General features: G+C 50.5%; 13 protein-coding genes. 1 reads left to right on the forward strand and 12 read right to left on the reverse strand.

Features of this window, described 5'->3' with window-relative positions; translation table 11 throughout:
• Nucleotides 1-18 precede the first annotated feature (18 nt).
• The 6 genes from AC50YG_RS22405 to AC50YG_RS22430 all read right to left on the reverse strand — a co-directional run bounded on the left by AC50YG_RS22405 (nt 19) and on the right by AC50YG_RS22430 (nt 12,333).
• The gene (locus AC50YG_RS22405; RefSeq protein WP_494829750.1) at nt 19-1,152 is read right to left on the reverse strand and encodes a response regulator; all 1,134 of its coding nucleotides are present in this window, start codon (nt 1,150-1,152) and stop codon (nt 19-21) included.
• Nucleotides 1,149-4,295 carry a hybrid sensor histidine kinase/response regulator gene (locus AC50YG_RS22410; RefSeq protein WP_494829752.1) on the reverse strand — a complete coding sequence of 1,049 codons (3,147 nt, stop codon included), beginning with the start codon at nt 4,293-4,295 and terminating at the stop codon, nt 1,149-1,151. Before AC50YG_RS22410 ends, AC50YG_RS22405 begins: the two co-directional genes overlap by 4 nt.
• Nucleotides 4,296-4,525: 230 nt before the next feature.
• On the reverse strand, nt 4,526-5,401 hold the full coding sequence (locus AC50YG_RS22415; protein ID WP_494829754.1) for a sugar phosphate isomerase/epimerase family protein: 876 nt from the start codon (nt 5,399-5,401) through the stop codon (nt 4,526-4,528).
• A gap of 111 nt (nt 5,402-5,512) precedes the next feature.
• On the reverse strand, nt 5,513-6,844 hold the full coding sequence (locus AC50YG_RS22420) for a glycoside hydrolase family 125 protein (protein ID WP_494829756.1): 1,332 nt from the start codon (nt 6,842-6,844) through the stop codon (nt 5,513-5,515).
• Nucleotides 6,845-6,859: 15 nt separating this feature from the next.
• Entirely contained in the window at nt 6,860-10,015 is a 3,156-nt protein-coding gene (locus AC50YG_RS22425) for an alpha-mannosidase (RefSeq protein ID WP_494829758.1), read from the reverse strand.
• Entirely contained in the window at nt 10,012-12,333 is a 2,322-nt protein-coding gene (locus tag AC50YG_RS22430) for a glycoside hydrolase family 3 N-terminal domain-containing protein (protein WP_494829760.1), read from the reverse strand. Before AC50YG_RS22430 ends, AC50YG_RS22425 begins: the two co-directional genes overlap by 4 nt.
• 218 nt (nt 12,334-12,551) lie before the next feature.
• Between AC50YG_RS22430 and AC50YG_RS22435 the strand changes: the two genes are divergently transcribed.
• Nucleotides 12,552-13,592, forward strand: coding sequence for a LacI family DNA-binding transcriptional regulator (locus tag AC50YG_RS22435; RefSeq protein ID WP_473757017.1), 1,041 nt, complete (start codon nt 12,552-12,554; stop codon nt 13,590-13,592).
• Between the two features lie 178 nt (nt 13,593-13,770).
• Here the strand turns inward: AC50YG_RS22435 and AC50YG_RS22440 are convergent, their stop codons facing one another.
• The 6 genes from AC50YG_RS22440 to AC50YG_RS22465 form a co-directional block, all read right to left on the reverse strand.
• Nucleotides 13,771-15,984 (reverse strand): helix-turn-helix domain-containing protein, encoded by a 2,214-nt coding sequence (locus AC50YG_RS22440; protein ID WP_494829762.1) that lies wholly within the window; start codon nt 15,982-15,984, stop codon nt 13,771-13,773.
• 155 nt (nt 15,985-16,139) lie between these two features.
• Entirely contained in the window at nt 16,140-17,780 is a 1,641-nt protein-coding gene (locus tag AC50YG_RS22445; protein WP_494829764.1) for a type 2 periplasmic-binding domain-containing protein, read from the reverse strand.
• Nucleotides 17,781-17,912: 132 nt separating this feature from the next.
• The gene (locus AC50YG_RS22450; protein ID WP_494829766.1) at nt 17,913-18,812 is read right to left on the reverse strand and encodes a carbohydrate ABC transporter permease; all 900 of its coding nucleotides are present in this window, start codon (nt 18,810-18,812) and stop codon (nt 17,913-17,915) included.
• A gap of 18 nt (nt 18,813-18,830) precedes the next feature.
• Entirely contained in the window at nt 18,831-19,778 is a 948-nt protein-coding gene (locus tag AC50YG_RS22455; RefSeq protein ID WP_494829882.1) for an ABC transporter permease, read from the reverse strand.
• Between the two features lie 390 nt (nt 19,779-20,168).
• Nucleotides 20,169-21,575 carry an alpha-L-fucosidase gene (locus AC50YG_RS22460; protein WP_494829768.1) on the reverse strand — a complete coding sequence of 469 codons (1,407 nt, stop codon included), beginning with the start codon at nt 21,573-21,575 and terminating at the stop codon, nt 20,169-20,171.
• 12 nt (nt 21,576-21,587) lie between these two features.
• Nucleotides 21,588-22,646: a Gfo/Idh/MocA family protein gene (locus AC50YG_RS22465; RefSeq protein ID WP_494829774.1), complete on the reverse strand. Its 1,059-nt coding sequence runs from the start codon at nt 22,644-22,646 to the stop codon at nt 21,588-21,590.
• Between the last annotated feature and the right edge of the window lie 41 nt (nt 22,647-22,687).

Consider the following 22,687-nt stretch of genomic DNA (forward strand, 5'->3'; position numbering starts at 1 on the left):
CATTTCAAGCCTAGCAGGCTATGCTTCCAGCAGCCTTCTGTAGCTGGATTTGAGCTCTTGTCCAGGCTCCGTACCAAGCTCCCGTTCCAGCAGCTCCGCATAGCTTCGATAATACGCAATAGCCCGCACCCTTCCTCCTATCCGCTCCTGCTGCTTAAGCGCGGCACAGCGGATAGGCTCGGCAAATGGTTCATGCTCAAGCAGCGTTTCGGCTACCCTTAAGCTATTGGAAGGATCACCGCCATTCATTTCTAAGTGCTCAAGCAGCCTGAGTCCAACTTCCATTAAATAGCGCTGATACCGGTAGCGGTAGCTTTCACACCATTCCCCGCCAAATTCGGCGAGAAAGGGGCGAACACATCCTATAATCCATTCCTCAATCTGCTTGGAATTGTATTCTGAAATGGAAGATCCTCGAAGAATGAAGCGTTCAAGCCGGAAAGCATCCACCAAAAGCTCCGTATCATCACAGTTCAGACGATAGCCGTTCCTGACCGAAACCAGGCTGATGGAGGACCCGTTATCCCGCAGCGTTTTATTGATTCTGCTGACTGTGCTGCGCAGGTTCACGTCTCCTTTCTCCGCGAATTTCTCCTTCCAAAGCGTGTCAATCAACGTCCATTTGCTTATTTCCTTTCCCTCACCCTGCAACAGCATATACGCAAACAGTTCCGCGCACTTAGCTGTCGTCCAGCGCACCGGTACCGTACTGCTTTCCAGTCGTAGCGCAAATGGCCCGAAAAATGAAACCTCCGCCCGTCGTTCCTTCCGTTCGGTCAAACGTGCATCATTTCCGGCAAGCCTCCTGCGAACCCGTTCTATCGCGCGGGCCAGTTCCTCCTCCATAACGGGCTTAAGCAAATAATCCAGCGCGCTTACCTTGAATGCATCGAGGGCATAATTCGTATACGCCGTTACAAATACGATTTCCATTATACCTTCTTCGTCAGCCAATTGTTCCGCCAGCGACAAACCGCTCATTTCTGGCATTTCAATATCCAGAAACAGCACTTCGGGCTGCAGCCCGCGGATTCTCTCTAGTGCCTCGCGCGGATCGGTGAAGCATCCGATCACTTCCACTCCGATGCCCTCCAGAAGCCTAGCGATATGTTCACCAGTCAGCAGCTCGTCATCTACAATAACCGCCCTCATGCCAATTGACCGCCTTTCCCAATATCTGTCCTTCTTTCAGGCAGCAGAATCGTCACCTTCGCTCCAAACCCATCCCGGCTTTCAATCCGTAAACCTCGTCCATATTCATTCAACAAGCGCTTGTGCACATTGGCAAGGCCGACTCCCACGCCGACTTGCCCCGTATGTAAAAAATCTTCCAGCTTGTCGAGCGTGAATCCAAGTCCGTTGTCGATAATGGTGATCTGCAACTCAGCACCCTCCATTCCGGCTTCAAGCCGAACAATACCTCCTTGAGCTCGCTTCATCAAACCATGGCGGATGGCATTTTCAACAAGCGGCTGCAGGGTGAGCGCCGGCAGCATACAGTCCATCAGGCCTTCGTCAATCGCAAGCTCCACTCTAAGCCGATCTCCGAAACGCGCTTGCTCCAGCTCAGCATAAGACTTCACCAAGGCGATTTCTCTCCTTAGGGTGACCCTAGCTTGTCTAGGGTCCACATCAAAGCTCAGCCTCAGGTAATTGCTGAACTGCCCCAGAAGACGTCCGGCCCGCTCTGCATCCTTATAGCACAACGAAATAATAATACTGAGTGCATTATAAATAAAATGCGGCTTGATTTGCGATTGCAGGAACATCGATTCCATAAGGATAGCCTCTTTAACAGCCTCTCTCAGTTGTAGAAGCGTATTGACCCTTGCATGCAGCTCCCGAGCATCAAACGGCTTTACGAGAAAATCGTTAGCTCCTGCATCCAGACCCGTAGCAATGTCTGCGGGAGAATGGCGAACCGTAAGCAGAAGCACCGGCAGACTGTAGATCGGATAAGTCTCGCGGATAAGACGGCAAGTTTCATAACCGGACAGTCCCGGCATCATAACATCCAGCAGTACAATGGCAATATCCCTATGCTGCTGCAGCAGCCTTAAAGCGGACTCTCCGTCATAAGCCGTCACGGTGCGGTAGCGATCTGGCGGAAAACATTCTTGAAGTACCTTAATATTGGAGGCTTCATCGTCAACCAACAACAGAGTGACCTTATTTTTATCTTCATCCTCCCAGGCAGGAGTCGTTCCTACAGCTACAGGGGCCCTTGGCAAGCTGCCTCGACCCTCCGGCAATGCCGCATCCGAGACGAGCACCGCCAGCTCACGCCTTTGATCATCGCTTGCAGCTGGCAGCACCACCTCGAACACGGTGCCATGCTGCGCCTTGGATTCCACCAATAGCAAATCTCCTCCCATCCGTGCAGCAAGCCGTTTAGAGATTTGCAGCCCCATCCCGGATGGCCGATCATCCATCTGTACACCGTCTCCAATGCCGCCCTCTCTGCCAAAAAGCCTCTCCTGCAGTTCCTCTCCCATTCCAGCGCCGGTATCCGAAATTTTAATAGCTATCGCATTGCCGCGCGCCTCCGCTTGCAGCTCAACCTTGCCCTCATCCGTAAACTTGAGCGCATTGCCAACCAGATTGACCAGAATTTGCGTAAAGCGATTTTCATCTGCAAATAAATAAAATTCGCCAGAAGGAACCCGGTTAATTAGGCGTACCTCCTCCTCCTTTTTCATATGCTTAAGGACATCAATGGTCGCTTGAATCGTTCCGTTAATATCGAATAAGCTGTTTTTCAGTACCAGCCTCTCTTCCCGGAGATGCTGGAAATCAATAATGTCATTCACAAGCGTCGACAACCGGGCTGAAAGAGACATAATATAGGACAAATTCTCCTTTTGCTGCTTCGATATATTGTTTTCTCCTTGATCCATCACAACACGAGCCAGATTCATAATGCCGTGCAGTGGTGTCTTGAATTCGTGGGAGGTGCGAATTAAAAATTCGTCCTTAAGCTTATCTGTCTCAACCAGCCGTCGGCTCATTACCTCCAGCTCATCGTAGGCTCTTGTATACTGCTCTGCAAAGATAAGCGCGATCATCCCAAGGAACAAAAGCATCATTAGAAGAGGAATCAACAGCGTGAAAATTTGGGAATACAAATACAGGGTCATGCTGATCATCATGACAAAAAGAAACAGCACGCTCACAATCAGCTGCCAAGCCGTCCGCGCATTGGAATCTCCAAATCGCTTCAGCACGATTGCCCGCAGCAGCAGCACTTGTATCCCTCCCAGCTCAAGCAGAGTCATGACGAGAATCGTCCTATCCATCAGCGGCATATCGACAAACGGGATGCAAGCCGAATAGACGGCCCAACCGCCAGCCACCAGCCTTATAAACCATAACGGCATAAAGGCCGGCTCCGTCCTCCGGATAAAGGCGCACAGGCAGTATATGCCTCCCAAGATAACAACAAATTTGATTCTCAGAATAAGAAGATAGGGTATGGAAGGCATGAGCTGCATAAGTACCCGTTCGCTGGTTGATATGACAGAAAAGGAAAAACCGAGGCAGAATAAGGCGAAAAACAGAAAACGAATATCCTGACGGCGTTTTAAATAAATGCCCAAATAATAAAGGGATGAAATCAGCAAAAAAGCCGCGTTGACGGCATCGCCAACACTCATTTGCAACGCCAGTGAGCGAACATCCTCAGAGGTTCCCAAATAAAGGCTTTGGATTATGCCTCCACGATAATAATCCCAGTTTGCGGCCTGAATCGTCAGGTAAAATGAATCTCCCTCTGGCATGAAATATGCTGAAATCGGTATATTGTGGCCCCTGTAGTTCTCGTCCCCTTGCGCGGATACCTCTCCGCTGCGGCCAACCTCCGTATCGTCCACAAATATGACGCTGGAGCTTCTAATAAATGTTGTTTTAATACCGTACCGTTTAATCTCGGGATTCACCTTGACAAGCAGTCGGTAGGTGCCCACGCCCTTGTCCTGCATATAGGACAAAGTCTGTGGATTTCTCCAACCAGCAGGCACCTGTAAATAATGCTCCGGTCGCAAGCCGGATATGTCGGACGGATTAAGTAAACGATTAGGATAAAATTCCCATTCTCCATCCAGCCTTACTGTTCCCACCTTACGAAAATCCCAATTAGACAGATCGATACTTCCATCGATTGCTTGTGGAGGTGCTTGGTGTTTCTGATACCCTTCCCATACGACAGCCGAAATGGCTACAAGCAGCAAACCAATGATAATAACGATTATAGCCGTTCGGACTTTTGGTGCCGCCTGTCGCCTTCCTATTTCCGCCATACCAGAAACTCTCCATTCATGTTGGGATAACCGCTGGCAATCTCGCTAGTCACATTGCATCATCCATCGTAACATAGCCACTTTCAAAAATCCCTAAAAAACGACAAACGCGCCAAATAGGGCTCTTGCCCATTTCGTCTCAGCACATACTTTTAAAAAAGGCAGAAGTCCGCTGCTGCGAACTTCTGCCTTTTTCCTACCTTACAATCGTTAAAACTCATCCATATTACTCATTTATACTTTGTAATAAAATCAACGGCTTTACGAATATCCAGCTCCGGCTGCGTGCCTACCTCACGCTCAATCGTTAAATAACCGGCATACCCAATATCCTGCAGCGCCTGAAAATAGCTATCAAAATCGACTCCGCCCTCACCAAGCGGAACCTCGCGGAAAAACAAGCCGGAGGAAACCATCTCCGCGATTTTCTCATGATCCATAGGGGCATATCCAACCGCTCCGTATACGTCTCTTGGATCAACCGCCTTAAGGCGAATGCCGTCCTTCACATGGGTATGGACAATATAATCCTTCAATAGATGAACGCCTTGCACCGGATCATCGCCCGTTACCATCACCATATTTGCCGGGTCAAAATTAACCGATACGCCGTTCGTCGACAACGTGTCGAGAAACGCTTTTAATTCCGCCGCCGTTTCGGGGCCGGTCTCAATGGCGAAGTAGGCTCCGACGCTTTTGGCATATTGGCCCAGCTCCTCGCAAGCGGTGTGCATCGTATGAAATGCCTCAGAGGACGTATCATGTGGAGCGATGCCAATATGCGTCGTTACAATCGTCGTGCCGAGGTCCAGCGCCAAATCGACGATACGCTTCGATTTTTCCACTTTCCAGCGATTGTCCTCCCTGACCCCGAAGCCATGACCGCCCAAATCGCCGACCAATGCCGAAATTTCTAGGCCGAGTGATTCTATGTAGCTTCTTAATTCCTTACGGGCCGCAGGCGACAAGTTTTCCGGGTCCATTTCCCCCTTTACCGCATAAATTTGCACGCCTTCTGCGCCGACCTCCTTGGCTTTCGCCAACCCCTCTCGCACGCCTAGCCCAAAGCTGTCTACGATTACCCCTATTTTATTCGTTAGTTTCATCGATTAATTACCCTCCTTCTGAAACTGTATTTGATGTCTCCGTGCGGGGATATGAGCCGCAGCATGACCATGCTCCAACTAGCCGCCAGCTAGAAATCGCCAGCTTAAATCTTACTGCTTCGGTTCTAAAATCCCCTTCTCCATCGCCTTGTGAACAAGCTGAGAGAACAGGCTGTTTGACCATGCGAACCATGGACGGGTGAATAAATGGGGATCATCTGCATGAAAGCCTTCATGCATGAAGCCCGTATCGGCATCCGTCGCCTCCAGCACCTTAATGATCTCCAGCATTTCCTCATCATTCGCGGCGGTCAGCCCCTGCATGGATAAAGCCATAGGCCAAATATATCCCGGCGGTGTATGAGGACTTCCAATCCCTTTAGCTGCTGTTCCTTCAAAATAATAAGGATTGTCTCGGCTGAGGATGGAGCGCCGCGTGTTTTGGTAAATAGGATCATGAACATCGGTGTAGCCAATGTAAGGGATAGACAGCAAGCTTGGTGTACCCGCATCATCCAATAGGCAGTAATTGCCGAACCCATCGGTCTCGTATGCATAGATTCTGCCATATACCGGGTGGTTGTACATCCCGTAGAGCTGAATGCCATGGCGGATCTCTTCCTCCAAAATCGCCATTTCCCGCACAAACGCTTCGTCGCGGAATACCCATCTCGCCATCTCCTGCATTTGGGCGAGCGAGACAGCGGCGAACATGTTCGCCGGAATATTATAATGCAGCTCGCAGGCGTCGTCGCTTGGGCGGAAGCCCGACCACACCATGCCCGTATAGTTGACAGGCATCCCGCATCCATCATTGCGCAGCGTGTCGATGGCCGGGCAGTTGGAGCGTTTGAACCGATACGCCGATTGCTCGGCATGGCGCTGCTCCGTTTTCCATACGTTCACAATAGAACGCATCGCTTGTTTGAATTGCTCATCGAAAATATCAGTGAGCCCTGTTTCCTTCCAATACATATAAGACAGGCGTATCGAAAAGCATAACGAATCCAGCTCAAATTTACGTTCCCACACCCAAGGCGACATCTCCGTATCGTCATTGGCGTCCCAATGCCAATGATTCGCCGTTTCATTAAAAGCATTGGCATATGGATCAATTGCAATGTACATCATATGACGTTTAATGAGTCCCGAAATTAATCGCTGCAATGAAGCGTCCTCTTTGGCAAAAGGTACGTAATGAATGAGCTGCTCCACCGAATCCCGCAGCCACATCGCCGGAATATCACCCGTAATGACGAAGGTCGTACCGTCGTCCATCAGCTTCGTCGTCGTTTCCAGCGTATTGGGAAAACAATTGCGAAATTGCTGCTGGAGCTTTGGACGGTGTGCCAGCCTCGCCTCCGCTTCCTCCAGCACCTTTGTTATCGCTTCAGGCAGTGCCAACTGCGGCAGCTTTACCTTCGGCAGCTTAAATCGTTCCATAATACAAAGCTCCCCCTACTCTTGATCCTGATTCGATGAAACCAGCTTCACCGTTTTGATCTCAAAAGGCTTAAACGTCAGCTCGAATGCTCCCCGCTCACATGGCAGCTGCCACAATTCATCCTCAAGCAGATTCACGACAGACACCTTCATTTTCTCGTTCGGCCACTGGATCTTCACCGTCTCCCTTCCACCTGATGACTCATAAAACCGCAGTACGGTGCCAGTCCCATCCTCGGAAGCTTTGATCGTGTCCAAAATGACATGCTCGCTTTCAAAATCCAGCCATGCATGCCGTGATGAAAGTGCGGGAATTGATGGAATCATGGGACGTGTAGGATGCGCAGGATGCGTACCTTTATTCGGCTGCCCAGCGACCATTAAGACGGGATGATTTAATTCCATCGCACGGCAAGCGACCTTAGCTCCCCGCCAATCCTCCTGATGAGGCAAGACCGAATAAGTGAACTCATGCTCGCCTTGATCTGCATATTCGTCCGGCCATTTCGGCGCGCGCAGCAGCGATAAGCGAATGGTTTGGTCCTTAATGTCGTATCCATACTTGCAGTCGTTCAGCACACTCAAGCCGCCGTTGCCCTCGGAAACATCGGCCCAGCGATGCCCGCACACTTCAAATTGCGCCTGCTCCCAGCTCGTATTATTGTGGGTTGGCCGTTCCAACGCACCGAATGGAATTTCATACGTGGCTTTTGCAGCAATTAGATCAACCGGGAACGCCACCTTGAGCAATTTATGGCTCTCCGCCCAGCTTACCTTCGTCTGAAAATCAACGCGGCGCTGATGGCGATACAAAATCATATCCTGGCTAATATCCGAATCATTCAGCCTCCAGCGGAAGCGCAGCACATCCTTGGTGCTCCCTCGCTGCACAACTTCTTTCGAGATCAGCTGCACAGAGCCGGCACGCTGCGATTCAAAGCGCGGATCAATATCCCATGCATCCCAATAGGTCGGTTTATCATGAAAAAATTGCAGCTCATTTGCCTTATCACCCGGCTTCAGCCACTCGCGCTGTGCAGACTTGTCGTACCAGCGGGTAATCTCACCCACGTCATTAAATGCAAGCGTATAAAAATCCGTCTCCCAAACGTCAGGAAAGGCCTCATTCGTTTGCTTGTCCTCAACGCTATCCGTATGCTTTGAAGTACGCAGCCATATCGTCGTATAGCCGAAGGCCGGGATAGACGGAACGTATACGGATACCGTCTGGACGTCCCCACTCCGCAAGACATCGCAAGCCAGCTGCTCCCCGTTCACATCAACAACGAATATACCGTTCATTTCAGCGCTGCATGTCAAGCTGACAACCTCTCCGCGTTCCCAGCCCAAGCTGTTGAACACGACGTAAGGCAGGCCTTCCCCGTCTGACGCTACATTGTCCGCAATGGCCTCAAGAGAGCGGGCCAGCGCAGCCGTTCCAATCTCCACCACCTTTGCATATTCCTCAGTAGACGTCACATACGCTTCTGGAATAGACGTTCCCGGGATAATATCATGGAATTGATTCAGCAAAATCAGCTTCCAGCCTTCATCGAGAGCCTCAGTCACGGTGTTTGCCAGCCCAGCAAACTGCCCCCACAGCTCCGCTTCGCGGTACAGCACTTCCGCCTTGCGGTTGCTTCGCTTATTTCTTGCATGTGTCGTGTAGGTGCCGCGATGCAGCTCCAAATATAAATCGCCATGCCACTTAGGCAGCGATTGCCCGCTTTTTCCGATTCCTTCAAAAAAAGCCCCGGCCGTGCTGAACTTGCTTACAGGCTGTCCGACCATAAAGGAGGACCGCTCGGCAAACTCGACCATTTCGTTCGTCACGCCGCCGCCACCGTCCCCATGCCCGTAAAGCAGCATTTGCTGGGGATGCAAATCCTTCTGTTTGTAAGATTTCCAGTGTTCATCGACATCCTTGGGACGGGTATGCTCATTTACCCCATGGTTCAAATAGGCAATGACGGAGGTGCCATCGATGCCCACCCAATCAAACAAGTCGTAAGGGAACGCATTTGTATCATTCCAATTGAGCTTCGTCGTCATAAAATACGGGATATCCGCCAGCTTCAGCATTTGCGGTAGCGACGCGCAGTAGCCGAACGTATCAGGAAGCCACTCGATGTTGGAGCGTTTGCCGAACTCCTCCTTATAGAAGCTTTGGCCGTACAAAATCTGCCGCACCAGCGACTCGCCGCTCGGAATGTTCAAATCCGGCTCGACCCACATGCCGCCGACCAGCTCCCAGCGCCCTTCAGCAATTCGCGCCTTAATCCGCTCATACAATTCCGGATAATGCTCCTTCACAAAGGCATACAGCTGCGGCTGGCTCTGCGAATAGATAAAGTCAGGATATTCATCCATTAGTGTACATACCGTCGAAAATGTGCGGCTGGACTTACGGACCGTTTCGCGGACAGGCCACAGCCAAGCAATGTCGATATGCGATTGTCCGACCAAATGCATAAAGCCACTACGGCCTCCCTCCGAATCTTCCTCCTGCACCTTCTGGGCAAGCAATTGCTCCAGACCGTTCACCCACTCCGCCTCATTCCAGCGCTTCGGCTCGTCATACATAAGGTCCATAATGCTATGAATCGCTCCCATAAGGCGATTGCGCTTCATATCGTTCCCCGGCAGCGCGTTCAACGACTCCGCCAGCACCGTTACGCTGTACATCAAGCTTTGCAGCGGCTGATTCACTCGAACAAGTGCAGAGCGGATGCCGGCGATTGGCGGCTGAATGACCGCCTGGCGGTTCAGCGGATCATGCGGCTCGGGAATCGGATCGTACAATTCAATTTCCAGCAGCGGCGTACTCCCTACTCGCTCCACCGGAAGCGGCACATACCAGTGATTCCGGTCGAGTCCGTGATACGGAGCCCCGTTGACCTTCAGCAGCCCCTCCCCGCCGGCTTCGAAAATAAGACCGACCGCGTCTCGATGCCAAGCCTGCGGTATGTCTGCCTTTTTCGTTAAAAAATAAGTCGTGCCCTGTGTACTGTGAAGAGGATTCACATTTTGCACACCGACATTTTGCTCATCCAGCACGTATTCGCCGGGGCGGATATATTTCGCCTTTTGCATATGCCACTGCGGGAGCTCTACCTTCTCCAGCCACTGCCGCTCGGCCATGTCCTGTATGAACCGCTGAATTCGAATCATGCTTGTTCCCCCTCACGCTTAACGTGCAAGCTGCATGCCAGCCAATCCTTCGAGCTGCTGCCGACCATTAAGCGGAATTCACCCGGTTCCACAACCGGATCCAGCTGAGCATTAATCAGTGCAAGATGCTCTTGATTTACAGGGAAAGTGACCAGCTTCGTCTCCCCCGGCTGCAAATGGATTTTGCGGAAGCCCTTAAGCGAGGTTTCAGCGCGGGTAACCGATGCTGATACGTCGCTTATATACATTTGCACAACCTCGTCACCAGCCACACCGCCGATGTTCGTCACTTCGATTTGCACCTCGGCTTCTCCGCCTGGAGCAATTATTTCCGGCACAACCCGTATGTTATCGTAGCCAAATTGGGTATAGCTGAGTCCAAACCCGAATGGATATTGCGGCTCCAGATCCGTCTCCAAATACCGCTTGCCGCGCGTTCTCTTGGAATGATAATAAACAGGCAGCTGTCCGACATGCTTTGGAATGGAAACCGTAAGTCGCCCAGAAGGATTAACGTCGCCGAACAAAATGTCCGCAATTGCATTGCCGCCCTCCTGTCCCGGATACCACGCCTCCAAAATCGCATGGGCATGCTCTTCAATCCAAGGCTCAGCAATCGGCCGTCCGTTGATATAGACGATGATGACCGGCTTTCCAAGCTTATAGATTTCCTGCACCAATTCGAGCTGCACACCCGTGAGATTAAGCGTCGAACGATCGATGCCTTCGCCGCACTCCATATCGTTCCAGGCATTATCCGTAACGACGGACGCCCCCGTCCGCAAATCAATCGTGCCATCGCCGAAATCGCGGGCGCTGGAGCCGCCGATGACCATAACGATGGCATCCGCTTGCTCCGCGCAGGCGAAAGCATGGCCAAAGCCGTCTTTAGCGTCTCCTTTAATCCGGCAGCCAGGCGCATACAGCACCTGATCGTCCGCCTCTGCATTCGCGCCAAGCTTGCGGCGGATACCGTCCAGCACGGTGACGATTTGCCCCTTCGGCTGCGGCGAGGTGTAATCGCCGAGCTGATTGTAGACGTGATTCGCATTCGGACCGATAACGGCTATTTTGGTGCCTGCTTTGCTGAGCGGAAGCGTGGCCTTTTCATTTTTGAGCAAAATAATGCCCTCTGCGGCCACCCGTCTCGCCAGCTCCACATGCTCCTCGCAACCGATGACCCGGTGTGCAAAATCAGGATCAACATAAGGCCGTTCGAATAAGCCCAGTCTAAATTTCATGTCGAGCACCCGTCCTGTCGCTGTATTCAGCTCATCCTCGCTCATCAGCCCCTGTGCAAGCGCACCCGCTAAATGCTTGCCGTACATATAGCCGGACATCTCCATATCGACGCCTGCTTTCAGACTTTGCGCCACAGCCTGTTCCCCGTTCTCCGCCGTATTGTGGCCGCTGACCAGCATTTGAATCGCACCAAAATCGGTAATGACAAAACCGTCAAACCCCCATTCCTCACGCAGCAGGTCATTCAGCAAATAGGAATTCGAGGTGCAGGGCACACCGTCAATTTCGTTGTACGCCGTCATGACGGAGCAGGCGCCTGCTTCGACCGCCTTTTTGAACGGCAGCAAATCAATTTCATGAAGCTCGCGCATGCCCATATGGACGGGAGCCGCATTGCGCCCACCCTCCGAGCTGCCATAAGCGGCAAAATGCTTAAGCGTCGCCACAATCGTTTTGTCCGTATCCAGCCGTTCCCCTTGCAGCCCCTTGATCGCCTGAACCGCCAGCTCGCCGATCAAATACGGATCTTCGGCGAAGCATTCCTCCGTCCGTCCCCATCGCGGGTCGCGCACCACATCAAGGACGGGCGAATACGTCGCAGCTCCGCCTTGGCTTCGAGTCTCAGCCGCAATGGCCTCGCACATTTCCCGGTACAAATCTATGTTCCATGTGCTTCCTACCGTAAGCGGAACAGGAAATACCGTTGCGCCAATTGCCATATGCCCATGCGAGCACTCCTCTCCGAACAAAATCGGAATGCCAAGACGGGAGTTTTCGATGACATACCGCTGAATTTCATTCGTAGCGACCGCTCCCTGTCTTGGCGTAAGTCCCGTCTCCAGCGTCACCTCTGTCCAAGGATCAGCGCGAAGAACGCCGTATAATGAACCTACTCCGCCCCGCGCAACCTCTTCTTTGAACTGTTCCGTCACCTGCACGGTGCCATCCGTTTCCTTAAGATAGGTTTTCCACCCCATAGGCTGGATCAGCTGGCCGATTTTCTCCTCTATTGTCATTCGTTCGAGCAGATCCTGAACCCGTTCTTGAATCGGAAGCGAAGCGTCTTTATAGTCCATATGCACATTCTCCTTCTGGGTTGATTTAACGTTTGAATGCTCTGATGCTCAAATTTTCATGGGCCCTCTAAACAAATATTATTGTTATTTTTGTTAGGTTAATATATAATAACGTTATGATAAAGCCAGTCTATAACTTTTGCCAACAAACGTCAACGCTGTTATTTAGCGTGGCTTTAGCGTAACGTTTGTTAGTCCTAGCACCTAAGGAGAGCATCATGCCACGTAAAGTATCGATTCAAACGATCGCCGATCAACTCGGCCTATCCAAATATGCGGTATCCCGCGCACTTAGCGGAAAATCCGGTGTCAGCCAGGCAACGCGCGAGCGGGTTTTAGAGTTTGCCAAGACACTTGGCTACGGGCTTCCTTCCCAGAAGGCGCCTTCACCTGCTCCCGATGCCGCTTCTTCCTTTGTCCTGATTTGCATGAACCCTTCCAACCGAGTCGATCCTTTTTATTGGCAGCGGGTGCTCGAAGGAATCATTTCCGGCTGCAGCGAGCGGGGGTGGCCTCATGTTATCGTCTCCCAGCCAGTCTCTTTTCCAGCCGTGTCCGATTTATCTCCGCAGGAAATCATCGCGCCGCATTTGGACTGGAACAGCTGCCTTGGGCTCATCGTCATGGGCGCATACCCTTATGCCGCCCTTCAGCTTATGGCCCGTACTGGCAAGCCACTCGTGCTGCTCGATCATAATGAGCCTTTGCTTGATTTTGATTCGGTCAATCATGCCAATATTGAAGCGGGAATTCTCATTGCCCATCATTTGCTGGTTGCTCAGAAATGCAGAAGCCTTATTTTTCTCGGTGATGATGGCCGCTCCGCCAGCTTTGCCGAAAGACGAATCGGCGTAAGAACCGCACTGGAGCGCTACGGCGGCTCAGAAGCGAAGCTGCAGGAATGGGAGCTGGCCTATGAAGACAAGGATTGGCTCGCCGCTACTGCGGAACGGTTTGCCCAGCTGGCACCAGAGCAGCACCCTGATGCATGGATCTGTGCCAATGACGACATCGCCATGCAATGGATGCAGCAGCTGCAGAGAATGGGGGTAGCCGTCCCCGAGCAGACGCGCGTGTCGGGTATAGACAACGTGGAGGCAGCCGCCCATACGTCCCCTCGACTCACTACTGTGAACCTAAGCAAGGAAGCACTCGGCAGCCGTGCAATCGAAGCGCTATGGCGCCGCATTGAACGTCCGGGAACGCCGATGGAGCGGCTGCATCTCAGCGCCACCTTGATTCCGCGAGACTCCGCTTAAGCATCCTATTTCGCATAAGCTTGAGCAGCGGACTTTCCCCAATAAAAGACAAACGGCGATCGTTTTTTGTGCATTCACAATGAACTATCGCCGTTTATTTTTGTGAAGCCGCCCTCTTCGCTCCCTACCATCTATTCATAACGCTTGTTCGTACCTATCTTTAGCTGCTATTACCTGTTCATATCGCCTTGCGGTAATCGCTTGGCGCTACGCCTACTACATTTTTGAACGCCCGATTAAAGGAATTGTAGTTGGTATAGCCCACTTCCTCGCTAATTTCCTGAATCGCCCTGTCCGTCTCCAGCATAAGCTGCTTCGCCCGCTCTATTCGGTGGCTGATGAGCAAATCGACGAACTTCTCGCCAATTTCATCCTTGAACAGCTTGCTCAAATATTTCGGATTAATATCAAACAGATCGCTTAAATAATTCAGTGACAGCTCCGGATTATTATAGTTTTCCTCCACATATTTGCGGATTTCCAAAATATGCGTTCGATGCTTCTTGCTGCAGCGCATCGCCTGCATTTGCTCAGCCAGCTCCCGAAACGTCTCCCAGCAGAGCAGCCGAAGATCATCTAGCACTTCCCAGTCCTCCAGCCCGCGAAGGAGACGGCCAAACGAGGCCGACCACAAATCTTGGTATTCACGCGGCAGCTCGGCAAACTCCCGATTATAGTGCTGAAACAGCAGCTGCACCGTGTTCATCATTTCCTGACGGGACAATACGGAGGCGCTGATCTGGTCAAACAAGCGTTCGAAATGCTTTTCCCACGTTTCATCGGACAGCCGCATCGCTTGCACAAACAGGGAAATCGTCTTGAGGAACTCATACACATCATTTTTAGAATCCGGCACTTCCCCATACGAAACCACTCGGTTCATACCCAACACCGCTTTATAATCCAAAGCATGGGAGGCTTCCTTGAGCGAAGCTCTCAGGCCTCGCACATCACTCGCCACTCCACCCGTCCCAATCGTAACGGTGAAGTTCAAATATTGCCCCACCTTCTCCAAATAGCCAGACAGCACCTTGCGCTCTACCTGTTCAGACAACGCCGTTTCGGAAAGCCAGATAATCGCATGCAGCCGGCGTTCGGAAATCCACTCCGCCCATACGTCTGCCCCCTCCTGCTGGGCACTTTCTTGCAGCACAGTGGAAAGGACGAACTTGAGGAGCGTCTGGTCATGCTGATGATAGTCAGCGGCAAACTGCGGATAACGGTCAATTTCCACAACCATGACCATCCAGCTGCAATCCAGCTCCGGAAGCTTAAACTTCTTCATTTCAGCCTGCAGCTCGCTGCCCGTGAAAGGACGCAACCCTTCAAGCAGCTCCTGAAAAAAATATTTCTTTTGCAAAATCAGATTTTCTTCGTATTTTTCTTGATATTGCTTCGTTTGATCAATCATTCGCTCCAGCGTGTTTTGAATAAACCTGAACTCATTTTCTTTCGTAGAGCTCATTCCCGGTTGTTTCTGCGAGGCGACCGTCTGAATTAACGTCACAATTTGCTGGATAGGCTTGTAGTTTCTCCGAGTGACGTAAATAACCCAAATGACACCGATTAGAACCACTGCGATCGCGAAAGCAAACCATATATTATAAAATTGCAGCGCAAATTTAACGACTTTCCCATTATTAATGCCCGTCTCTACCTTCCAGCCGCTGTAGCTGGACGTAAACGTCGAGAAAACTTCGCCGGAAGCAGACTTAGTTCCCGCGCTTTCAAGCACACGTTCATCCCACAAACTTCCCCCAGAGCTGCTGATCACATTGACGAAGGTATATTCGGGATCATACATCTGCATAATGGACTTCCGCAGCGTCTGCAAATCCACATTGACGACCACAAGGCCCGTTCCGCCCTCCAGGCCGCGAACAAGCGTCACGACCTGCTGCGCCGATTGTGAAGGAAGAGCTTTGAAATTTCTGAAATCCACCCATTTTCGCGTCGGGCTGCTGCGGCTTTCTTCTATAAAAGAGGCATCTGGAAACTCCTCAATCGGAACCGCCTTTCCGTTGCTGAATACGATATTGTCCTTGTAGCGGACCAAATAGATGGAATCGATTAACGGGAAATTGATTTTCAGCTCATCGATAACGTCAAGAACCTGAATGCCGGCGTACACATCATTGCTGCCAGCAGCCGTATAATAATTTTTCAAATCCGGATTCGTCAAAATTTCCCGCAGCACTTTAAAATCGATTGAGCGCAGTGAATTGTCCAAATACTGCATGACCTGGGATGCCAGAAATTCATTGGCCTTCAAAGCTTCCTTGCGATTTTGCTCATTGAACAGCTGGAAGAAAATAATAAACAATATCGTCGTTACGATAAAGAAAACAGGCAAATACGACAGCAGCAAACGTCTAAACCAATTGTTGTTCATCTCCGAGGTCCCCCCTCACTTTTTATACACGTGACAACAACCTTTAAAATATTCATTAATTATATAGGATGGAGCGGGGCCGTCATAGGAGAAGACCGCTCCGAGTCATGTCTGACAACAAGGAGCAGCCCCCGAGAATAAACGTTTATGCTGTTTTATTTTTTCTCAATCGCGCGCTGGTAGATCGCCAAATAATTGCTCAGGCCCAGTCCATCGAAGCCTTTGACATAGCTATCCCAATCTTTCTCAATGCTCTTGTTGCCCAGGATGAATTGCGCCATATTGGTCTGTACGTAGTCTTTAACTGCCGTTGTCAGCTGAGCAGCTGCTTCGGTATCCTCTGGACGAATGAAGACGTTCGAAGGATACACCTCCTTCGGCGCATAAGGAGCGTACACCTTCGTCGCCTGTGCCAGACGAGTGCCGTAGCCCTCAGACACTAGGGGGTCCTGCCCTTCCACAAACAAGTTGCGGAACGTATTGGACAAATCATGGGCGCCAATTTGCGACCAGCTTTCGTTAACGACGACGTTCGGATCACGCTCAGGCAGGTTGTAGTAGCTGTACTTGGCAGGCTCGCCATTAATATTTTTCTCATCAGCACCGGCCATTTGCCAGCCCTTGCCCTCAGTCGGGCCATATTCCGCATAAAGCGCGCCTTCTTCACTGAACATGTAATCGATTATTTCAATCGCTGCAATTTGCTGCGCTTCCGAAGCTTTATTCGTAATCGCAAACTCGAATTCGCCTACGCTTTGCGTAGCGCCTGTCGTTTGCACACCATCCGGTCCTTTGAGCGGAGGCACGATATCCCAGTGCTGATGGCGCGTAATCGTCTTATCGTACGTATTGACCAGATAGCTTACGAGCGCGGTCGTAATGGAGCCGACGACCTCGTCGCCTTCCCTGTTGCCGAGCTGTCCAACCGCTTGGTCATTCTGTGTAAAAGCAGCCGGGTCGATCAAGCCTTCTAAATACAGCTTGTGCATATATTCCAGACCCTTCTTCCAGCCCTCTTGGTTAGCGGCAAAATCAACCTTGCCATCATTGACGATTAAATATTTATCGTTGTCGTTATAGATGAAGCTATTCATCAAATAAGCATCAATATTCCCGTTCCATACATACTTGTTTGGAGCACCTGTAAGCGGAATTTCATCGGCTTTGCCATTGCCGTTAGGGTCTTTTTCTTTAAAAGCTTTAAGAACGGTGTACAGCTCATCGGTCGTGGTCGGTATTTCTAGCCCAACCTTGTCGAGCCAATCGGTATTTATCCAATATTTTTGCGCATACGTACAGTGATAGCATTCATTAAAAATAGGCAGGGCGTAAATTTTACCATCCGGAGCGGTAATGGCCTCTTTGAAATACGGTTTTTCTTCCATCATCTTCGTCAGATTCGGAGCATGCTGGGCAATCAAATCGTTCAGCCCAAGGAAGATCCCTTGGCTCCCGTACGTTTGAAGGTCTGAGGTTGTAAACTTGCCATGGAGGAATACTTCGGGATAATCGCCGCTCGCCAGCAGCAGCTGCCTGCGATCCTGGAGCGCATCTGTTGGAGCGAGATCCCATTTCAGCTTCACATCAAACTTGTTTTCAATGAATTTTGTGAACTCATTGTCTTCCATAGGCGCCTTGCCCTGTGGAGCAAAAAAAGTCATCGTTACAGGCCCTGTGTTCTCCCCACTGCCACCGCTGCTGCTTTGTGTATTATTGCTTGGCGCAGAGCTGCAAGCCGACAGTACGGCAACCGTAGTAAAAACAAGCACCAACATTGAAATCCAAGATTTTTTCAAACCAGACTCCTCCTTTTTAATGAACGCCACTTAATTGCCTGTTACTGCACTATATTGAACCCTGTCCCGGAAGTCCGCCAGACCTTCGCCCCCTTCCACAAAAGCTTCCGGATGGTAGCTATGGCAAATGCCCTACCCTTTCAAGGAACCAACCATAACCCCTTTGACAAAATGCCGTTGAACGAATGGGTACATGATTAAAATCGGAATGCTCGCTACAACGATTAATGCGTATTTGAGCACCTGCTCGAACCCTTGATCACGGAGCTGCTGGCTCGTATTGGCGAGCATCGCCGGATCGGCCGCATTCAGAATGAGCAAATTGCGCAGTACATATTGCAGCGGAAATAAATATTCAGAGCGCAAATAAATGAGTGCATCAAAGTAAGCATTCCAATGGCCCACCGCATACATGAGCGTCATAACTGCCAAAATCGGCTTCGATAAGGGCAGCACAACACTGACCAAATAACGGATATCCCGGCAGCCATCCACCTCAGCGGCCTCCCGCAATTCATCCGGAATGGACGATTGAAAAAAGGTTCTGGCAACGATGACTTGAAATACCGCCAGCGCCCCCGGCAGCCACATCGCCCAGCGGGTATCGAGCAGGTGAAGATCCTTCATCAGCAAGTAAGTCGGAATCAGGCCGCCATCGAAAAACATCGTAATCATCATGAAAATAATGATGGCACCGCGCCCATAAAACGTCCTGCGGGATAACGGATACGCCAGCATCACCGTCAGGATGACATTGATCGCCGTTCCGACTACCGTGTAGATGATCGTATTATAAAAACCCATCATCAGCTGCGTGCTTTTAAAAATCGAAATATACGCCTTAATGTTGAAATCAACCGGCAGCAGCCATATTTGCCCGGATGTGACCGCTCGGGAGGAGCTAAAGGAGGAGCTGACGATATAGAGCAGCGGGTAAGCGACGACAATCAGCACCAGTACAAGAAATAAATAATTAATACCCATAAACACACGGTCGCCGAGTGGGTCTTTAATTCGATTCCGATTAAACATAGATGGCCTCCTCCTCCTTTACCATAAGCTGTTTTTACTGACCTTTCGGGAAACCGCATTGACCAAAACAAGCAAAATCAGGTTGATGATTGAGTTAAACAATCCGACCGCCGAGGAAAAGCTGAAATTCGCTCCAATCAATCCGACCTTGTACACATAAGTGGAAATGACTTCCGAAGCACTCGTATTCAACGGATTTTGCATCAAATAAATTTTTTCAAAGCCAACACCCATTATGCTGCCAAGATTTAAAATCAGCAGAATGACGGTGACGGGAATGAGGCTTGGAATGTCGATATGCCATATTTTTTTGAGGCGGGAGGCCCCATCCATGCGGGCTGCTTCATAGAGCGAGGGATTAACTCCAGCAAGGGCAGCAATATAAATAATGGAGGAATAGCCCATCCCCTGCCATACACCCGACCATACATAAATCGATTTAAAATATTCCGGTATGCCCATAAAGTTGGTCATGGTCATGCCAAGGAAGGTAAACAGCCGGTCTACGATGCCAACATGCGGCGACAGCATTAAGATAATAATAGATACCATAACGACCGTTGAGATAAAATGCGGGGCGTAGGTGACCATCTGCACCGTCTTTTTGAAATAGCCCGTTCGCAGCTCATTGAGCGCCAAAGCCAGCAAAATCGGAATGGGAAAACCCGCAATCAGCGTGTAGAGACTGATCCCAATCGTATTTTTGAGCAGCAGCCAGAAGTTTGGAGAGTTGAAGAAGGTTTCAAAATGTTTAAGCCCTACCCATGGACTTCCCCAAATACCCTGAACGACGCTGTAGTTTTTGAAGGCAATTTGTACGCCAGCCATTGGCATGTACTTGAAGATCAATAAATAAAGCACCGGAGGAAGCACTAATAAATAAAGCTGCCAATGCCTTTTGAGGCTTTTAAGGAAGGGGGGCTCTATTTTACGCTCGCTCTGGTTCATGTTTTTTTGGGGCTTCATTCGTGCCGGTATCGTTCCCGAGTTCTGACTCATCTGCATCATTCCCTCTATATTTTAATGTAATAATACCTAACACAAAATTCATTATACCGCGTATTTTTTCACTAAAACTTCTTTCGTGCGCCTAATGTGTAAACTTTTCTATCAGGTAGCGCTTTCTTGCATTGATCGTACCTTGAGTGAGGTCATTTAAGCAATTTGCAATTTTCTCACACCTCTCCATATTCCAGAAACCCTTGTCAAATCAGGGAAAAATGCTGTTTTCCTCTCTTTTTTCGCCAGTGGCTAGCGGAGACATAAGGTAGAAGCAGGGGATGAACAAGCGATAAGCAGAGTACAAAAAAATCCCGAGGGACACTGATTATCCCCCGAGATTTCGAATAATGCTTATTAGGATGTAAACAATCGGAACGTTTGTGTGATAGGAGCCTGCTCCGTGATGGACACCTGTGGCAGGCTAACAGCCACTCCAGCTTCCGCCTTGGCAAACGTAACACCCTCTTGATCATCCACTCCAACAAGCTCAATTCGTTCCACATGGCCTGAGTATGGAATGACGAGCTGCTGATCGACCGCCTCATTTTCATTTGCGTATAGGCGGAAGGCATATGTTACATTGTCCTTGCAGGTAAATGCCCAATCACCTGTAAAATAAGGACCGCAAATCCGCGTTGCGTAGATGCCCTCGCCATGTACATTCAGCCAGGCTCCAAGCTCCTTGATGCTCTTAACCGCACCTGCCGGCAGGCGACCATCTGGCTGTGGCCCTACGTTCAGCGCCAAATTCCCTCCCTTGGCTACTACCTCGAGTAGAATATGGGCCAGCTGCCTGGCTGTCTTATATTGATCATCGAAGGCATAAGCAAAGGAATTGCCAATCGTGATGCAGCTCTCCCATGGAATATTCATCGACTGCTCTGGAATCGTCTGCTCCGGCGTTACAATATTCTCATAAGGCCCGCCGACCGTACGATCGGCAGCCAGAAGCCATGGCTGCGTCTTGCGCGCCCGCTCCACAACCTCGCCCAGACGGATATCCTGCCCCTTCCGGCCTTCCCGCACCCAGCCTGCATCGAGCCAGAGACACTCAATTCGGCCGTATTTCGTCAGCAGCTCCATAATCTGCTCATGCGTAAACTCTACGAATTTCTCCCACAGCCAAGGATACTGCTCTGGATCATAAGAAGGCCCGCGCCACATATGATGTCCGCGCTCCATGCCCGGCGCCCAGTAATAAGGCGTATGCCAGTCCGCTTTGGAAAAATAAGCCGAGATGCCCAGCCCCCTAGCACGGAAGGCATCAAACAGCGTACGGCAAATATCGGCGTATTTATGCTTATGAAACGGCGTGTCCGCTCCCGTAATGCGATAATCCGTTGTATGCGTGTCCCACATGCAGAAGCCGTCATGATGCTTCGTCGTGAACAAAAAATATTTAAAGCCGTTGTCTGCGGCCAAATCCGCCCACACCTCCGGCTGAAAGCGAATCGGGTTGAACGTCTTATTTAGGTCGAAATATTCGCGCTTGAAGTGCTCCATGTCGTCGGTCCAATCCACATCGTGGCGGGACCAGTCCCCATCGTCATCGCTCAGCGCCCAGGATTCCACCAGCCCAAGCTGTGAATAGGGCCCCCAGTGCATCATTAGGCCAAGCTTCTGGTCCTTGAACCATTCCAATCGCTCATTCAGCAGCGGCTCCTCGGGCCTGATCCATTCTTCCTCTTTGCTGAAATGATGGACACCAGCTTCAACAACATCCGCTTCCTGCTCCAGCAAAATATCCTTAGGCTCGCTCATCGCCGTCATCTCCTAAAATTGTATTTCGCGTCCTTGACGTGCCGACTCGTAGATCGCACAAAGGATCTTCATGACTTCAACGCCGTCCTCTACCGGGCTCAGCGTCTCCTTGCGCCCCAATGCACTGTCGATAAAATGGTTGATTTCATTGCTGAAGGAGCCCATGAAATCAAAGGACTTAGAATCGACCTGCGGCGTCATATTCAGGATCGTATCGAATTTTTCGCCGATTATTGAGATTTCCGGCTCCAGCTCGGCGCCGCCCTTGTCTCCGTAAAGCTTGACGGAGATTTCGTCCTGCTGGGCATGCAGTGTGAAGCTGACATCTACCAGCAAGCTTGCGCCATTTTCAAACCGAATCATCGCATTGGCCATGTCCTCTACCGTATTCTCCTTCGCATCGTAGTCAGCGGCTTTATAGAACGACAGATGGCGGATGTTGGAACGGTTGCCTAAGCGATTGGAAAGGTTGGCCGATACCGACTTGACCTTGGGCTTGCCCATCAAATACCAGCAAATATCAATAATATGCACACCCAGATCAATAACGGGGCCGCCACCGGAACGCTCGATATCCGAGAACCAACCGCCAGGGTTGCCAAGTCGTCTTAAACAGGACGCTTTCGCATAGTAGATTTCGCCGAGCTCGCCCTCTTCGATGAATTTTTTCAGAATTTGGGCATTGTCGCTATAACGCCGCACAAAACCTACCTGTAGGAGCTTTCCACTACGCTGCACCGCCTTCTCCACTTCGAGCGCTTCCTCGACGGTTTGGCAGAGCGGCTTTTCACACAGAACGTTTTTTCCAGCATCCAAGGCGGCAATACTAATTTCGGCATGCGAATTATTCCACGTACAAATGCTGACCGAGTGGATTTCAGGCAGCGCCAGCAGCTCCTTATAATCGGTGAACACTTTAGAAGCGTTATATTTTTTCGCTATTTCCTGCGCCCGGCCTTCGTTCAAGTCACAGATGGCGTAGATTTCAACTTCCGAATTGCTGGCATACGCCTGCAAATGGCAATCTGATATAGAGCCTGCGCCGATAACGGCGATTTTAAATATGGACATTTTGCTTCCCTCCATGATCTGCTTTTTGGCCTGTTCATTTG

It is taken from the genome of Paenibacillus sp. J31R34 (genome assembly GCF_059383715.1).

What these genes read in the sequence shown, in the direction of transcription:
- AC50YG_RS22440 (WP_494829762.1), bottom strand. Translation starts at nt 15,984, where the DNA reads ATGAACAACAATTGGTTTAGACGTTTGCTGCTGTCGTATTTGCCTGTT.
- AC50YG_RS22430 (WP_494829760.1), bottom strand. Translation starts at nt 12,333, where the DNA reads ATGGACTATAAAGACGCTTCGCTTCCGATTCAAGAACGGGTTCAGGAT.
- AC50YG_RS22435 (WP_473757017.1), top strand. Translation starts at nt 12,552, where the DNA reads ATGCCACGTAAAGTATCGATTCAAACGATCGCCGATCAACTCGGCCTA.
- AC50YG_RS22460 (WP_494829768.1), bottom strand. Translation starts at nt 21,575, where the DNA reads ATGAGCGAGCCTAAGGATATTTTGCTGGAGCAGGAAGCGGATGTTGTT.
- AC50YG_RS22465 (WP_494829774.1), bottom strand. Translation starts at nt 22,646, where the DNA reads ATGTCCATATTTAAAATCGCCGTTATCGGCGCAGGCTCTATATCAGAT.
- AC50YG_RS22425 (WP_494829758.1), bottom strand. Translation starts at nt 10,015, where the DNA reads ATGATTCGAATTCAGCGGTTCATACAGGACATGGCCGAGCGGCAGTGG.
- AC50YG_RS22420 (WP_494829756.1), bottom strand. Translation starts at nt 6,844, where the DNA reads ATGGAACGATTTAAGCTGCCGAAGGTAAAGCTGCCGCAGTTGGCACTG.
- AC50YG_RS22405 (WP_494829750.1), bottom strand. Translation starts at nt 1,152, where the DNA reads ATGAGGGCGGTTATTGTAGATGACGAGCTGCTGACTGGTGAACATATC.
- AC50YG_RS22415 (WP_494829754.1), bottom strand. Translation starts at nt 5,401, where the DNA reads ATGAAACTAACGAATAAAATAGGGGTAATCGTAGACAGCTTTGGGCTA.
- AC50YG_RS22455 (WP_494829882.1), bottom strand. Translation starts at nt 19,778, where the DNA reads ATGAAGCCCCAAAAAAACATGAACCAGAGCGAGCGTAAAATAGAGCCC.
- AC50YG_RS22410 (WP_494829752.1), bottom strand. Translation starts at nt 4,295, where the DNA reads ATGGCGGAAATAGGAAGGCGACAGGCGGCACCAAAAGTCCGAACGGCT.
- AC50YG_RS22450 (WP_494829766.1), bottom strand. Translation starts at nt 18,812, where the DNA reads ATGTTTAATCGGAATCGAATTAAAGACCCACTCGGCGACCGTGTGTTT.